This is a genomic window from Myroides sp. A21 (assembly GCF_000807225.1).
Classification (GTDB): domain Bacteria; phylum Bacteroidota; class Bacteroidia; order Flavobacteriales; family Flavobacteriaceae; genus Flavobacterium; species Flavobacterium odoratimimum.
In genome coordinates, this window is record NZ_CP010327.1 from 673,292 (window position 1) to 688,772 (window position 15,481).

Below are 15,481 nucleotides of genomic sequence, written 5' to 3' on the forward strand. Positions count from 1 at the left end.
CCTTTAACAACCACTTTAGGGATATGAAAAGAGGTTTTAATGAAGGTTCTGACAGCGCAAGAAGCATTTCGACAAATCCTTACTATATAACAATCAAAAACGGTACAGAATACAATGCAAAATTAACTACTAATCATAACTCACCTAAGATAGCAGTAACTGATTCAACAAGTAGAATTCGTGTAGATGATGTTCCTTTTAGTTATTCATTTCTTAGAACTGTTATGATAATGAGTTCATTTATTTTTATCGGCTTTATAGTCTATGCCTTATACAATAGCTTTACTATTCTAAAGTTTTTGTACAAAGGAGAAACTGTTAGTCGTATTCAAATTAAACGTATAAAAGTACTAGCTTCTATACTTTTAGGTCTTGCTATTTATGAGAATATACTCGAATATCTATCTACTTACGAAGCATCAAGAATAGCATCTCTATATAACCTAGAAGCTGTAAAAGGTGATTTTAATTTCACGATGTTCTTTATTCCTTTAATTTTGCTGATGATTGTAGAAGTATTGAAACAACATTTGCGTCTAAAAGAAGATGCAGAACTAACCATATAACCCCACGATATGCCAATAATAGTAAACCTTGATGTCATGATGGCTAAGCGAAAGATATCGCTTAATGAGTTGGCTGAGCGTGTAGGTATCACCGTGAGTAATCTATCCATACTCAAGACCAATAAGGCAAAAGCCATACGCTTCAGTACATTGGAGGCAATCTGTAAAGAATTAGATTGTCAACCAGCTGATATACTAGAATATGTAAATGAAGACTAAGCTAAATGCTTGGTCTTTTTATTCTAACATACTTGCATTCCCTTGAATAACAACAATTAACCACCATACAATAGGCACACTCTCTACCCAGAATAGCGTAAAGAACTTAGTTCGTTTCGGTGAAGCATATACAATAAAAAACAGCGTTAATAATACAATCAACATATTATTCCATGCCTGTATAGGCTGATAACCTACCTTAAAGAATTCGATAACATAAAAAGGAATTAGCAGTAATCCTAATAGCCATTTGGTATTAGCTATTCCTAGCATCTGAGGTAAGGTCTTCAAATACTTATCGTCATACTGTAAATCAACGACTTCAAATATTCCAATTAGAATAAACACTAAGATAAAACGCTGTATAAACTTAACTACAATATCCCAACTGACTGGTATATCAGCATTCATCACTGGCACTATAAGCGTTACAGTAGCCCAACACAGACATACGATATACACTTTAAGTCCTGCTAGATTGCGCAGATTACTTCGGTTACTACTGATAGGAATAGCGTATAGTACTGATAACACCAATAAACTCAAAGTAACGAATTGTGCTTTCCAATTCAGCATAAAGAAGGCAACAGTACCTATCAGCAACGCAATAATACTTATCCCTATAATGACTTTCAGACGTAGTGTAAATGGGTTCTTATGTCTATAGATTACTTCAGCATACTTAATAAAGTTATAAGAAAACAGCGTTCCTGTAAAAGCTAAAGTAGACACGACTGCATCAAATGGAAGGTGACAGAAATAAAATGTCATCTGCACTAAAGCAAAGACTGCTAACGAAACGTGAACACTTCCGTTTAAATAAAGAGCAACTATTCTGTTTTTTAACAAATCCATATTAATTATCAATCTAACAAGTGTAATGCTTATTTACTTTTCAAAATTAATCGATATAAACATACAATTGTCAGATTAATGGTTATTTTTGTGTGATTAAACACAACTTTTATTTATTGTCCAAATGAAAACAAACGCATTTGCATTAAGACACATTGGTCCTCGTCCTGAGGATATGGCAGAAATGCTTAAAACAGTGAAAGCTGATAGCATCGAACAATTAATCAACGAAACTTTCCCAGACGCAATCCGTCTTAAAGAAGACTTAAACCTTGCTCCTGCAATGACTGAGTATGAGTACTTATCTCACATTCAAGCATTAGGAAACAAAAATAAAATATTCCGTTCTTTCATCGGTTTAGGATATAATGAGGCAGTAGTTCCTGCAGCTATTATCCGTAACGTATTTGAAAACCCAGGATGGTATACAGCTTATACTCCTTACCAAGCTGAAGTAGCTCAAGGTCGTTTAGAAGCGTTATTAAACTTCCAAACTACTGTTATCGAGTTATCAGGTATGGAGATTGCTAATGCTTCATTACTAGATGAGGCTACAGCAGCAGCTGAAGCAATGATCTTATTATTCGACGTAAGAACAAGAGATCAAAAGAAAAACAACGTAGTGAAGTTCTTCGTTTCTGAAGAAATATTACCACAGACTTTATCAGTATTACAGACTCGTGCTACTCCATTTGGTGTAGAGTTAGTAGTAGGTAACCACGAAGAGTTTAACTTCTCAGAAGAGTACTTCGGAGCGATCTTACAATACCCTGGTAAACACGGTATCGTAGCTGACTACGCTGACTTTATCAACCAAGCAAAAGCAAAAGACATTAAAGTAGCTGTAGCTGCTGATATCATGTCATTAGTATTATTAACTCCTCCAGGAGAAATGGGAGCTGACGTAGTAGTAGGTACTACTCAACGCTTTGGTATTCCATTAGGATTCGGAGGTCCTCACGCTGCTTTCTTCGCTACTAAAGAAGAGTATAAACGTAGTATGCCAGGTCGTATCATCGGAGTATCTAAAGATGCTGATGGTAACTTCGCTCTACGTATGGCTTTACAAACTCGTGAACAACATATCAAACGTGAGAAAGCTACATCTAATATCTGTACGGCTCAAGTATTATTAGCTGTTATGGCTAGTTTCTACGCTGTTTACCACGGACCTAAAGGGTTGACTAATATCGCTTCTTTAATCCATGCTAAAGCAGTAACTGTAGCTACTGAATTAGGTAAATTAGGTATCGAGCAAGTGAACGCTAACTTCTTCGACACTATCTTAGTGAAAGCTGATGCTGCTAAAGTGAAACCTATCGCTGAAGCAAACTCTATCAACTTCAACTATATTGATGCAAACACTATCTCTATCTCATTAAACGAGACTGTAGAGTTAGCTGATATTAACGCTATCGTTAATGTATTTGCTCAAGCTACTGGTAAGACAGCTACAGAAGTAACTACATTAAGCACTGAAGTTAAATACCAAGATAAACTAAAACGTACTTCTAAGTTCTTAGAGCACGCTGCATTTAACAGCTACCACTCTGAGACTGAGTTAATGCGTTATATCAAAAAATTAGAACGCAAAGACTTAGCTCTTAACCACTCTATGATCTCTTTAGGTTCTTGTACAATGAAATTGAATGCTGCTGCTGAGATGTTACCATTGAGTAACGCACAGTGGAACAACGTTCACCCATTCGTACCTGCTGACCAAGCACAAGGATACTTAGAGATGTTACACGGATTAGAAGAGAAGTTAAATGTGATTACTGGTTTTGCTGGTACTACATTACAACCAAACTCTGGAGCTCAAGGAGAGTACGCTGGTCTTATGGCTATCCGTGCATACCACCACTCTAGAGGAGACTTCCAACGTGATATCGCACTTATTCCTGCTTCTGCACACGGTACTAACCCTGCTTCTGCAGCAATGGCTGGTATGAAAGTAGTAGTGACTAAAACTACTCCAGAAGGTAATATCGACGTGGCTGACTTAAAAGCTAAAGCTGAACAATATAAAGATAACTTATCTTGTCTGATGGTTACTTACCCATCTACACATGGTGTATATGAGTCTGCTATCATGGAGATTACTCAAATCATCCACGATAACGGAGGACAAGTATATATGGATGGTGCAAATATGAATGCACAGGTGGCAATCACTAACCCTGCTAATATCGGGGCAGATGTATGTCACTTAAACTTACACAAGACTTTCGCTATCCCTCACGGAGGTGGTGGACCTGGTGTAGGACCTATCTGTGTGGCTGAGCACTTAGTACCATTCTTACCTACTAACCCTATCGTTAAAGTAGGTGGTGAGAAAGGAATCACTGCTATCTCTGCTGCTCCTTATGGATCTGCATTAGTATGTTTAATCTCTTATGGATACATCGCTATGTTAGGAACTGAAGGTCTTAAGAAAGTAACTCAACAAGCGATCTTAAATGCTAACTACATGAAGACTCGTCTTGAAGAGCACTACGCTATCCTTTATACAGGAGAGAAAGGACGTGCTGCACACGAGATGATCGTTGATGTACGTGAGTTCAAAGAAAAAGGTATTGAAGTAACAGATATCGCTAAACGTCTTATCGATTACGGTTTCCACGCTCCTACAGTATCTTTCCCTGTTGCTGGTACATTAATGATCGAACCAACAGAAAGTGAGAGCAAAGAAGAGCTTGACAGATTCTGTGATGCGATGGCTTCTATCCGTCAAGAAATTGAGAATGCAACTATCGAAAACCCTGTGAACGAGCTTAAGAATGCTCCTCACACATTAGCATTATTAACTGCTGATAACTGGGATCTTCCATACTCAAGACAGAAAGCAGCTTACCCACTTCCTTATGTAGCTGAAAACAAATTATGGCCTACTGTACGTCGTATTGACGATGCTTACGGTGACAGAAACTTAATTTGTTCTTGTGCTCCTATCGAAGTTTATATGGAGAACTAATCTTAACAGATTTATCTATACAGAAAACGCCATCATTACGATGGCGTTTTTTTATGCTCTACTATGTTCTTTTTGACCAAAGCTACTAGGTAGCACCTCTATAGTTATCAACAATATTGTTAACAACTATAATTCATCTTATTCACATTATAAACAGTGATAACCTCAACACTAAATAACAATCAAATACCACTAAAACAACAACTTATAAAAAAATAGTAAATATAAAGAATAAATACCCTCTATAGTTATCAACATTTTCATTCCATAAACAACTCTTATTAACAAGGTTATCAACATAGTTATAAACACTGTTGTTAACTATAAACTATCGTATTCGAAGTAACCTCCTTGTTCTTTAATATGAGTGATCATCTCTTTATATATACTATTATGACTAAGCACCTCAGCATTACCGATGATAATCATTTGCTCTTTTGCACGAGTCAGAGCCACATTTAACTTACGGTCTACTGACTGATCATCATTAAGACTCACTACCCCATCTAGCTGAAGTACTTCATTAATGGTAAACGAATAAATAATAATATCTCTCTGTCCTCCCTGAAAGCGTTCTACTGTATCGACTACTATATCTTCAGCATTTAGAATATCACTACCTTCTAATTTATTTTTAATCAGTGCTATCTGATTCTTAAACGGAGCTATAATTCCAACCCGCTTAGTCAAATCTGTGCTGCATCCATTTAGTTGATTAAGCTGCTCTATCTTCTGCAATAGACAAACAACAAAATCAGCTTCTTTCTCGCTTGTTTTCTTTTGTTGTCCTGCGTGGTGTTCTTCCACATTGACAAAGATGACTCTGTTCTGTGCTAGTATTGCACTTAATAGATCATTATCTACAGGCTTTAAGTTTAACGGAGCTACTTGTCTCTGTAGGCTATTTTTAGCTATTGTAGTTAAATTCTCTAATGTATATGCCTCTTTTAGTTTGCCTTCATAGAATGCTATATTAGGAAATGCCGCTATCTCTCTATGCATACGCCCTTGATAGGTCAATGTATCATGTGCATAACTAAGCTTATTCAGTTCACAGAAGTTATATAATCGTTCGAATAATGAATTGCGTCTATCCGCTAGTCCTATCTGTTCTAGCAGAGGATTATTAGTCTTAGACAATGTATCACTCTGTACCACTATCGCAGGCAGTTGTTTGTGATCACCGATCATAATAAACCTTTTACACTTAGGCAATAGCCCTATAATCTGAGGTTCTAATATCTGAGAAGCTTCATCTATGATAACTGTATCAAATTTCTTTAGCTTGAACACATCATTCTTACTAGACATAGTAGCTACTGTAGACAGAAACACTCTATTATTACGAATAATATTAGACAAAACATTTCTAGTAAATCTCCTACCTGACTTTTCTAACGCCTCACTCTCTCGCTTAATAATCGTGCTGACTAGATGATCAGCATATTTCTGACTACTAGATAACGGGCTACCTATACGCACAAACTTATCTATAGCAGATACATGCTCTAGCGCATCCGTCACCGCACCACATAGCTCATCCACAGCCTTATTAGTATAGGCTAGAAGTAATATATTCTGATTGGTATTGGTATATAATTCTTCTACAAGCTCCTTAATAATATGAGAAGTCTTACCCGTACCAGGAGGCCCATTTAGTACAAAGTAATCTTCTGATGATAAAGCATTGTTTAATATTCTATTCTGCTCTACAGAAAGAGTAGGCTTATAGAACCCATAATTTATCCCTTGTCTAGGAGGTAGCACATTGAGGATTACCTCTCTCTTATTCTTCGGTGCGTTCATGAACGCATATAGACTCTTATACATACTCGTAAAAGAAGAATCCATAGAGTCGCGTTCTAGCGCCCATAAGCGATATTGATTAAAGTAATTAATCCCTCTCTGTTTATGACGAAATACAACTGTTACCGTTTCTTTAGTGATACTCTGTATCGTACATTTAAATATCTGATGCTTCACTGCTGTGTCAGTATCGTGATCTCGAGGATATAATACACAGACATCTCCCTTTCTAAAGTTGACAAAGTCATCTACTAATGTTCGCCTGAAGATAATTTGCTTTTCTTCTTCGAAGATTTTATTCTCTATAATCTCTAGATCATATAAGATACTATACTTATCTTTTTTGACCTCAGCACTGTCTATCCATAAACTTGCCAACCCATGACTTCCTTCATAGTCACTCGCTCCTAACTTACTAATGTATTGTTCTCTTGCGATAAAGCTGACAAAAGAATAAAAATAAGTACGCTCTAACGCTGAGCACTTCTCTAGCACAGACGTAAACATATCTATCTGCTTATAGAGCATATCTTTAAACTTGGTATTCAGATTAGGGTTACGCACTATATTCTCCCCTTTTACATAGTGGAGTAGCAGCGCTACTTTATCCAGATCATCTGACTTTAAGATATGTTCGTTTAGCACGATTCTATTTCTCAACTCACATATTGCTTGTACCCTACGAAGGTTGATCTGATCTTTACGAAGATTATTAGTTCTTGGTTTACTATAAAAAATAAAGCCACTTAGATACTTCTCATTACCTATCTCTCGATATGGTATATCATATACCACAGATAGCATAAGGTGATATAAATACAGCTGTACAGTGTGATTAGGTTTCACCCCTACTCCATCATCAGGATAGACCGTCCCGCCAGACTTCAGCTCCACGATAGTTGTCTTTAGATTATCTTTCTTTATACTATGCAGAAGGTCTAAACGCCCCTGCACCCCATAGACATCACACAGAAAGCTTGGTTCTAGGTTAATATCTCCCTCATTCGTGATACCATAATGTACGAACTCTTCAAGATATACTCTCTTGATCGTATTAAAATGAGTTTCACAGTCATATCGATATTGTTTAAACTGTTCTATATCTAATATATCAGGACAAGCCGTATGCTCAAAAGGATAGTTCTCAAAGTGGTGGACAAAGACTGTATTAAAGTCTACTGTCTGCGCATCTTCTGCACCTACTAACTCATCCATGACAGCATTAGCAAAGTTACCAATGAGTAGATACTTATTATTAGGTATCTCATCGAACTTCGACTTTATAAAACTCAATGAAGAAGTCCCATAGTCTTGAAAACACTCTGCTATAGCAGACACATCTATTAAGTAATCTGGTTCTAGTATAAATATCTTCGGGTGGTGTATCTGATGATCATCCACTCCTATATTAATGAGGTGTAGTGTAGCTCCCTTCCATATTTTCTCTATGGAACTAAATGAAGCATTCACTCCTTCTTCATTAATCTGTACTCGTATAGGCTGTCCATCTTCTGCGTTCTCTACATCGCATAAGAGTAAATTATCTTTTATCCCCAATACATTAACTCTCAACTTATCAATAATCTGCTCAAACTCATTATGCTTCAGGGCTAACCTCTGAATAGGAAATGGGTAATATGATCTATTCTCATCAGGTACAGGCACCTGAAATACGTAAGATATAAAATCATTTACATCCATCCAGTAGGTCGCTAGATATAGCTCTAACTCTGCAGAATCATGCTTAGTCAGATCATTACTAATCATTCTAAAACTATGGATAACACGGCTCGCATTATACTTATTACATATGTAGGATAGACGAGAGAATAGATTAGAAAGACTGATCACCTCATCCTTTACTACATATTTACATATTTTCTCTAGTAGATTTCTAAGTAGTCTGTACTTAGCACGAGTAGTCAGTTCTGTATTATTGATAATATCTACTAATGAGGTAAAGTATAAGGAAGTATATTTATTATCAAGCATGTGCAGTATCCGTTTTAAACATCAAAGATAATCTAGATTTTACAGTTAGTAAAATATCTCACCTATACATAAAAAAAAGAATTGTCTTATTAACTAAGACAATTCTCCTCTAAAACATTTAATAACTTGTGAACTATAATTGTAACCTCTCAAGCAAATTTAAATTACAAAAGCTTACAAAACCATTCACTATTCAAAGTAAAAATAACTAATACATCAACTAATCAAATATTTGATTAGACTTACTCCTATTACACTATATGATAGTGTATATTTATCCTATTGATATACTATTCTTTAGTACAGAGTAAAACAACTGTCAGTATAGTCGAGAAGTACAGTCTTCTGTCCTCCACTATTTTCTTCTAAGTTTACTTCTGCATACTGTTACATTTCATTCAGTTTTAGTCGCCTTGAGTCCGTAGTGAGTCCGTTATGAGTCCGCAGTGAGTCCGTTATTTTAACCAAAACAACGGACTAAAGAAGGAGACACATCCCTTCTAGTGTAGAATCAAAAGCAACATAACTGCTATAAGACTAAAAGCTAACTAAATGCACAGAAGAACCACTACTTCCTCATATTCTTTAACTAAACATAACACATGCTATTTATAGACAATATCCTTACCTGATCTACCCTCTTATAATCATAGCGTTCATGAAATAAAAGTAAATTTCTCTACAGTGATATTGTTTTTAGACAAACTGATAACTATCATATAATATCGATTTAGATATAAGTACTTTTACCAGTGCCAATAATTCGTATAAAGTTTTTATACAGCTGTTTTTTAGACGAAAAGAGAAGTATATGGGATATACTTCTCTTTTTATTATTTCACGATAGGAACCTTGTTAGACTCTAGTGGAGCCTCATAGATTTTATACCCTAATTTCTTCACCTCTTCTAGTAGCTTAGGACTTAGTACCTGCTCTACAGCCTTCGTATTATACACATAGGCTACATAGTACTTATACCCACCATCACTGATACTATCTTTACACGCATACCAAGTAGGAGCTACTGCTAGTTCGGATTTAAAAGGAAGTCTTAGCTGTACGAAGCTTTTCGGCTTGATGATCACATAGTCTGTTACCTTCTTTGTTTTTAGCTTCTCTTGCCACTTCGCTAATAAACCGTCCGAATCATAATCCCCACTCATCAGCATCGGCTCATCGATATGACTTGCCTTATTATACACTCTCTGTCTCAACACATATACTTGGTTCTCATACGTACTTCCTACACTAGCCCCATAAGCTAACTCTGAAGTATCCCACGGAAACCAATATGTATCATTGGAGTTATTCATTACTACAATAGTAGCTAGGCTATTATCCTGCACAGTGGAGTCTAACACCTTCACTTCTATTGGTTTTTTTGCGCTTTGGCCAAAAGCACAAAATGCACTAATAAGTGCAACAAAAACAATAATTAATCTATTCATTTTCAACCGTCTCTTTAATCCGCACAAGATAATAACTACATATTATTTGTCCTCTAAAAGGAATTATAATTTTACAAATTAGAACAAATATAAATAAGGACTTATATTTGTATCCAAACACAAAACAATCATTATCTATATCATGAAGAAATTTTTCTATACATTATTAGTTCCATTCGCTCTACTATTTGCTCATCCTATCACAGCTCAAGAAGCAATAGAAATAGGTAAAACATATACAATCAAATCTAAAGTGCTTAACGAAGATAGAAAGATACAAGTATACCTACCTGCGGGATATAATGAAGCTCAATATCCTAATCAGCAGTATCCTGTCATCTACTTACTAGATGGAGAAAGTAACTTTAATTATCTAACAGCCTATCTAGATAAGTTAAGCAGATATCCATACCCTTCTATACCAGAAATGATTATAATAGGAGTGATTAATACCAATAGAACAAGAGATTTAACTCCTACTAAAGTAAGTAGTGAGGAGATGTCTACTGAGCAGGCTAAAAAAATAAAAGGTGAAAACGGAGGGAATGATGCCTTCTTTAAATTCTTAAAAGAAGAGGTCTTTACTTATGTAGATACTAACTATAGAACGCTGGATTACAAAATACTAATCGGTCACTCATTCGGGGGGATTACTGCTCTAAATAATCTACTGAACTACACGGATATGTTTAACGCTTATATCGTACACGATCCTAGTATATGGTGGGATAATAAGGTTATACTGAGAGAATATACTGATGGGATAAACCAAGACTTTAAACACAGAAGACTATTCCTTACCCAAGTAGGCGAAAGCGAGAACAAAGGCCACCTAAGTGATCATTATAGTTCGATTAAAGAATTTGATAAATTATTACGTACTAATACTCCTACTACACTGAGTTATCAATATGTAGCCTATGAAGGAGAAGACCACGGTAGTATACCACTAAAAGGGAATCTAGATGGACTAAGATATATATTTGACGGCTATCGAATCAACTTTAAAGAATTAAAGACCAATCCAACACTCTTAGAAGAGACTTTCGATCAGCTGAATAAACAGATGCATTATGATTTTAAACCGACTGAAAAATTCTTAGATACGGTGATTAAATACTTCACCACAACAGGAGACAATGACACAGCCAATCAATTAACTAAGTATAAGAATACGCTTTACAAGAAATAACGCAGTAGTATCGCGCGCGCATTCTTTTAATGCCAATAAGTAATAGTACACAATAAACATTACTTATTGGCATTATTATTATATACCTACACGAAAAGTACTACGAAATCAAAACAGCATTTCAGAATACTTCAAAAAAAAGAGAAAAAACTTATCATTAATAAATATAAAGCTCTAAGTTTACCTTACAATTAACCCAAAAACGATATTATGAATATTAAAATAATAAGTTCAGGATCTTATATCCCGACTAAAGTAATAGATAATACGAATTTCGACCAGTTTGACTTTAGAGATGAACAAGGACAACCATTAAAAGATACTAACCAACGTACAGCTTATAAACTACAACAAATAACAGGGATAGAAGAAAGAAGATATGTAGAACATGAATTAACTACCAGTGATATCGGTACTATCGCCTCTGAGCACGCTATCAAAAGTGCAGGTATAGACCCAGAGACATTAGACTATATCATCTTTGCGCATAACTTCGGAGATGTAAAGCACGGAACATTGCAGTCTGATATCGTACCTAGCTTAGCATCTAGGGTAAAACACAACCTAAAGATCGCCAATCCATCATGTGTAGCATTTGATGTTCTTTTTGGGTGCCCTGGTTGGCTACAAGGTGTGATACAAGCCTATGCGTTTATGAAAGTAGGTATGGCGAAGAGATGTCTAGTCATCGGAGCAGAAACATTATCACGTGTAATAGACTTACACGATAGGGACTCTATGATCTATGCAGATGGTGCTGGAGCTACTATATTAGAACTGACTAATGAAGAAGGCGGAATACTATCTGTAGAGTCTGCTAGTTATACACTAGACGAGGCTTTCTTCATTCACTATGGCAAATCTTATAATCCTGACTTAGACGAGAACACTAAGTACATCAAGATGTTTGGACGCAAGATTTATGAATTTGCACTAACTAATGTACCGTTAGCAATGAAGAGCTGTGTGGATAAGAGCGGAATAGATATCAACAAAATCAAAAAGGTGATGATACACCAGGCTAATGAGAAAATGGATGAAGCTATCGTAAAACGTTTCTTCGAGTTATACGATATGGAAATGCCAGAACATATCATGCCTATGAATATTCAAAAACTAGGGAACAGTAGTGTGGCTACTCTACCGACTCTATATGATATGATTATCAATAAGCAACTAGACCCGCACCAATTAGAACAAGGGGATATTATCCTATTCGCTTCTGTAGGAGCAGGTATGAACATTAATGCCTTTACTTATCAGGTATAAAATATGTATTAGAGAGAGAGCTTCATGCTCTCTTTTTTTTATAATACTCCTCTATTAATATTTCTATTATTTGTTTTCCTTTCTCTCTTTTCCACAAGACTTTCCTGTATAAAAGAGAATAGCTGTACAGACACCTAATGCGCTGTAACATATATAACTAACTAAATTATTACTAAAAAAGTCAAATAAATCAACTATTAGTAATAGTGTAGCTACAGCTATTATAAATTTTAAAATCCGATCTAAACTATACACTCGACTATACTTTCTATTATAAACTCCTTCTGTTGTGTTTAGTTACTTCACTAAAAACACAATAAAAACTCTATCAAATAATTATCAATAGTAATGCCAATTTTTCACAAAATATAAGCTCAAAAGACAAGTTCACATATAGTCATTTTAATTAAATCGAAAGTTTACTAGAAATATTTAAGTTTAAATCAATAATAAAAGAAGCAATCGTCTATTTTTAGTCATTCTTCTTATTCTTTATTAGAAGAAAAATAATTCCACCTTCCTTATACAAATAACAAATTTTCTAAACTAACGCCATCAGTATAATAAAGCTCTTTTTGATTCTAAAAAACACCTTAAAAGGTAATTTTGCAAACAAAAAGAAAGTAAAGAATGAAAAACACTATTTATTTCGTCTGTTTATTAACATTGTATCAAACCCTAGGTTGGGGGCAATTAATCAATAATAAACAACATCTAACTGCACCGACAACGCCTAACTACGGTTTATCTCCTAAGAAAGAGAAGACTTTTTTTGAGAAAGATGCTGTACAAATTAGCTTTGTCCCTGCGATACTCTTAACAGCTTCAGGGCTAACGTGGAATAAAAAAGAAGAAATTAGAGAAATACGCAATAGATACGTTCCCACATTTCAGTACAAATATGATGATCTATTACAATATGCTCCTGCGGCGGCTACCTTTGGTCTAAAAGCAGCTGGTGTAAAAGGGCGTAATGAGTTTAAGCGTTCTGCTATATCCTATGCTACTAGTATGGCTATCATGGCTATTCTAGTCAATGGAGTAAAATATACTGCAAAAGTAGAACGCCCTGATGGTTCTTCTAAAAACTCATTCCCGTCTGGTCATACTGCAATGGCCTTTGCTAATGCTGCCTTCTTAGATAAAGAATACGGTCTAGTCAACCCTATGTATTCCATAGGTGGATATGGTGCTGCTACCATGACTGGTCTTGGGCGTAGCCTCAATAATAGACATTGGGCACCCGATATATTAGCTGGAGCAGGTATTGGTATATTGTCTACTCAACTAGCTTACTTCTTCGTAGATAAAATATATGGGAACAAAGGAGATAATCTCAGTCTCATATCAAAATTCGAAGGAAATGAAAACCCTTCTTTTATGGCTATAAAACTTGGGTACACAAGTGGGCTAGAAAGCATAATAGAAACAGAAGACAATAAATCTCTTGCAAAGCTCGGCTGGGAAGCAGGACTAGAAGGAGCTTACTTCTTCAATAGGCACTGGGGACTAGGAGGTCAAATCACAGTAGCTAGTTTTCCCTTTGCAGAGAATAAAGTCAATGATCCTGAGGACCCAAATATCAGAGGAAAAATCTTATCCGAATCTATGGGTAATCTAACTTTCTCTGTAGGGCCATACTATGCGATCCATTTCTCTGACAGATGGGATCTGATGATAAAAGCATTAGGTGGCTATAGCATAGGGGCAGATGGAAATATCTCGTTAAAAGTGTTGTCTCACGAAGTTCATATCCCTGAACTAGAAGATGGAAAAGTACAGCTAGCAGAATATAAACCTGCTAATGTATTTCAATTTACAAGTGGTTTAGCGCTTACTTACAATATCACTGACAACTTAGGACTAACTGCCTACTCAGACTTCAATCACAGTCAATCTAAAATCACCTACATCATAAACGAAGACATACTAGACGAAGACGACCTAAAAGTAAATGTAGTAAGGCATCCTCTTAATTATTTAAGTATGGGGGTAAGGCTGACTGCATACTTCTAATTAGTGCTTCTATAAAGACCATAAAAGAGAACCAAGTTATGGTTCTCTTTTATTTACATCTACTCCTAAATACAATATCCCTACTAATTGTATTTTATTTGATTTTAGTAACTTTGCTCTTCTATAAAGTTCTAATTATATTATGAGTAAAGATTTAGAGACTATTAGCGATTATTATAAAGATGGAGTGACTAACCAATACTATGCTTTAGATACTGCTGAGTATCAGTGTGGCAAATCTCACTTTAATATTAATATGCGCAAATACTGTAACTTTAAAACGCCTTATAACAGAAGAGATTATTATAAAGTCTGCCTTATTATAGGTGCAGGAGAGTTTAAATACGGAGAGCATCACCTCGTTATAGACAGGCCTGCCTTATTCTTACCATGCCCTACTACTCCATACGAATGGGAATGTCTGAGCAATCGACAAGAAGGATACTTTTGCTTATTTAACCAAGAGTTTCTGATAGAACACAGTACCATTGAATTCTTTAAAAAAACCTCTTTATTTAAAGAGTGGAGTAAGCCTTTTATCTTCTTAGATGAAGAACAATTAGAGTTGGCCTCTACCTACTTTAAACAGATGTATAGCATGGCACAGAGTGATTATCCCTTAAAGTTTGAGATTATCAGAAACTTGTTAGCCCTATTACTTCATCAAGCATTACAACTAAAAGTAGACGATCTACAACTAGAAGAAACACCTAGTAGCACTAGACTATATAGACTATTCGATGATTTACTTAACAAGCAATTTCCCTTGGACTCACCAGCTTATCCGCTACAGTATAAATCAGCTTCAGACTATGCTAAAGCCTTAAATGTACACGTCAATCATCTCAATGCATCTATTAAATCAACTACGAATAAGACTACTACTCAGCTAATCAAAGAGAGACTATTCGAAGAGGCAAAAAGCCTGCTAAAGAACACGAGTTGGGACATAGCAGAAGTAGGATATACACTAGGATTTGACCAACCTTCTCACTTCAATAACTTCTTCAAGAAAAATGCTGGCATCACTCCTTTAAAATATAAAAGCAACCACTAACCTAATCTTTGATTTTTACAATTATCCCTTTGAGATATTTAATTCCAAAAATCACTCATAGACTTAATTTTGCCCCACAAACAACAA

The 15,481-nt window shown here is 35.5% G+C and carries 10 protein-coding genes; 7 read left to right on the top strand and 3 right to left on the bottom strand.

Annotation, left to right across the window (positions count from 1 at the left end):
• Window positions 1–23 precede the first annotated feature (23 nt).
• Both MYRA21_RS03210 and MYRA21_RS03215 read left to right on the top strand, forming a co-directional pair.
• Entirely contained in the window at window positions 24–566 is a 543-nt protein-coding gene (locus MYRA21_RS03210) for a DUF2975 domain-containing protein (RefSeq protein ID WP_235280033.1), read from the top strand.
• Window positions 567–575: 9 nt separating this feature from the next.
• Window positions 576–785, top strand: a complete 210-nt coding sequence (locus MYRA21_RS03215) for a helix-turn-helix transcriptional regulator (RefSeq protein WP_006259555.1) — start codon at window positions 576–578, stop codon at window positions 783–785.
• 18 nt (window positions 786–803) lie between these two features.
• Here MYRA21_RS03215 and MYRA21_RS03220 read toward each other — a convergent pair whose 3' ends face one another.
• Window positions 804–1,640: a hypothetical protein gene (locus MYRA21_RS03220; protein WP_006259556.1), complete on the bottom strand. Its 837-nt coding sequence runs from the start codon at window positions 1,638–1,640 to the stop codon at window positions 804–806.
• Window positions 1,641–1,764: 124 nt separating this feature from the next.
• On the opposite strand from MYRA21_RS03220, the gene gcvP reads away from it, so the two are divergent.
• The gene (gcvP, locus tag MYRA21_RS03225; RefSeq protein ID WP_039328524.1) at window positions 1,765–4,614 is read left to right on the top strand and encodes an aminomethyl-transferring glycine dehydrogenase; all 2,850 of its coding nucleotides are present in this window, start codon (window positions 1,765–1,767) and stop codon (window positions 4,612–4,614) included.
• Between the two features lie 321 nt (window positions 4,615–4,935).
• Here gcvP and MYRA21_RS03230 read toward each other — a convergent pair whose 3' ends face one another.
• Together MYRA21_RS03230 and MYRA21_RS03235 are read right to left on the bottom strand one after the other, a co-directional pair.
• The gene (locus tag MYRA21_RS03230; protein WP_039328526.1) at window positions 4,936–8,412 is read right to left on the bottom strand and encodes an AAA domain-containing protein; all 3,477 of its coding nucleotides are present in this window, start codon (window positions 8,410–8,412) and stop codon (window positions 4,936–4,938) included.
• Window positions 8,413–9,245: 833 nt separating this feature from the next.
• A complete protein-coding gene (locus tag MYRA21_RS03235; RefSeq protein ID WP_025124533.1) occupies window positions 9,246–9,860 on the bottom strand; it encodes a hypothetical protein in 615 nt (204 codons plus the stop codon).
• Window positions 9,861–10,002: 142 nt separating this feature from the next.
• On the opposite strand from MYRA21_RS03235, the gene MYRA21_RS03240 reads away from it, so the two are divergent.
• The 4 genes from MYRA21_RS03240 (at window position 10,003) to MYRA21_RS03255 (ending at window position 15,394) form a co-directional block, all read left to right on the top strand.
• Window positions 10,003–11,052, top strand: a complete 1,050-nt coding sequence (locus MYRA21_RS03240; RefSeq protein ID WP_039328529.1) for an alpha/beta hydrolase — start codon at window positions 10,003–10,005, stop codon at window positions 11,050–11,052.
• A 210-nt stretch (window positions 11,053–11,262) separates the two neighbouring features.
• On the top strand, window positions 11,263–12,321 hold the full coding sequence (locus tag MYRA21_RS03245; RefSeq protein WP_006259563.1) for a 3-oxoacyl-ACP synthase III family protein: 1,059 nt from the start codon (window positions 11,263–11,265) through the stop codon (window positions 12,319–12,321).
• Between the two features lie 630 nt (window positions 12,322–12,951).
• The gene (locus tag MYRA21_RS03250; protein WP_039328531.1) at window positions 12,952–14,337 is read left to right on the top strand and encodes a phosphatase PAP2 family protein; all 1,386 of its coding nucleotides are present in this window, start codon (window positions 12,952–12,954) and stop codon (window positions 14,335–14,337) included.
• A gap of 142 nt (window positions 14,338–14,479) precedes the next feature.
• Window positions 14,480–15,394, top strand: coding sequence for an AraC family transcriptional regulator (locus MYRA21_RS03255; protein WP_006266928.1), 915 nt, complete (start codon window positions 14,480–14,482; stop codon window positions 15,392–15,394).
• Window positions 15,395–15,481 lie beyond the last annotated feature (87 nt).

What these genes read in the sequence shown, in the direction of transcription:
- MYRA21_RS03210 (WP_235280033.1), top strand. Translation starts at nt 24, where the DNA reads ATGAAAAGAGGTTTTAATGAAGGTTCTGACAGCGCAAGAAGCATTTCG.
- MYRA21_RS03215 (WP_006259555.1), top strand. Translation starts at nt 576, where the DNA reads ATGCCAATAATAGTAAACCTTGATGTCATGATGGCTAAGCGAAAGATA.
- MYRA21_RS03220 (WP_006259556.1), bottom strand. Translation starts at nt 1,640, where the DNA reads ATGGATTTGTTAAAAAACAGAATAGTTGCTCTTTATTTAAACGGAAGT.
- gcvP (WP_039328524.1), top strand. Translation starts at nt 1,765, where the DNA reads ATGAAAACAAACGCATTTGCATTAAGACACATTGGTCCTCGTCCTGAG.
- MYRA21_RS03230 (WP_039328526.1), bottom strand. Translation starts at nt 8,412, where the DNA reads ATGCTTGATAATAAATATACTTCCTTATACTTTACCTCATTAGTAGAT.
- MYRA21_RS03235 (WP_025124533.1), bottom strand. Translation starts at nt 9,860, where the DNA reads ATGAATAGATTAATTATTGTTTTTGTTGCACTTATTAGTGCATTTTGT.
- MYRA21_RS03240 (WP_039328529.1), top strand. Translation starts at nt 10,003, where the DNA reads ATGAAGAAATTTTTCTATACATTATTAGTTCCATTCGCTCTACTATTT.
- MYRA21_RS03245 (WP_006259563.1), top strand. Translation starts at nt 11,263, where the DNA reads ATGAATATTAAAATAATAAGTTCAGGATCTTATATCCCGACTAAAGTA.
- MYRA21_RS03250 (WP_039328531.1), top strand. Translation starts at nt 12,952, where the DNA reads ATGAAAAACACTATTTATTTCGTCTGTTTATTAACATTGTATCAAACC.
- MYRA21_RS03255 (WP_006266928.1), top strand. Translation starts at nt 14,480, where the DNA reads ATGAGTAAAGATTTAGAGACTATTAGCGATTATTATAAAGATGGAGTG.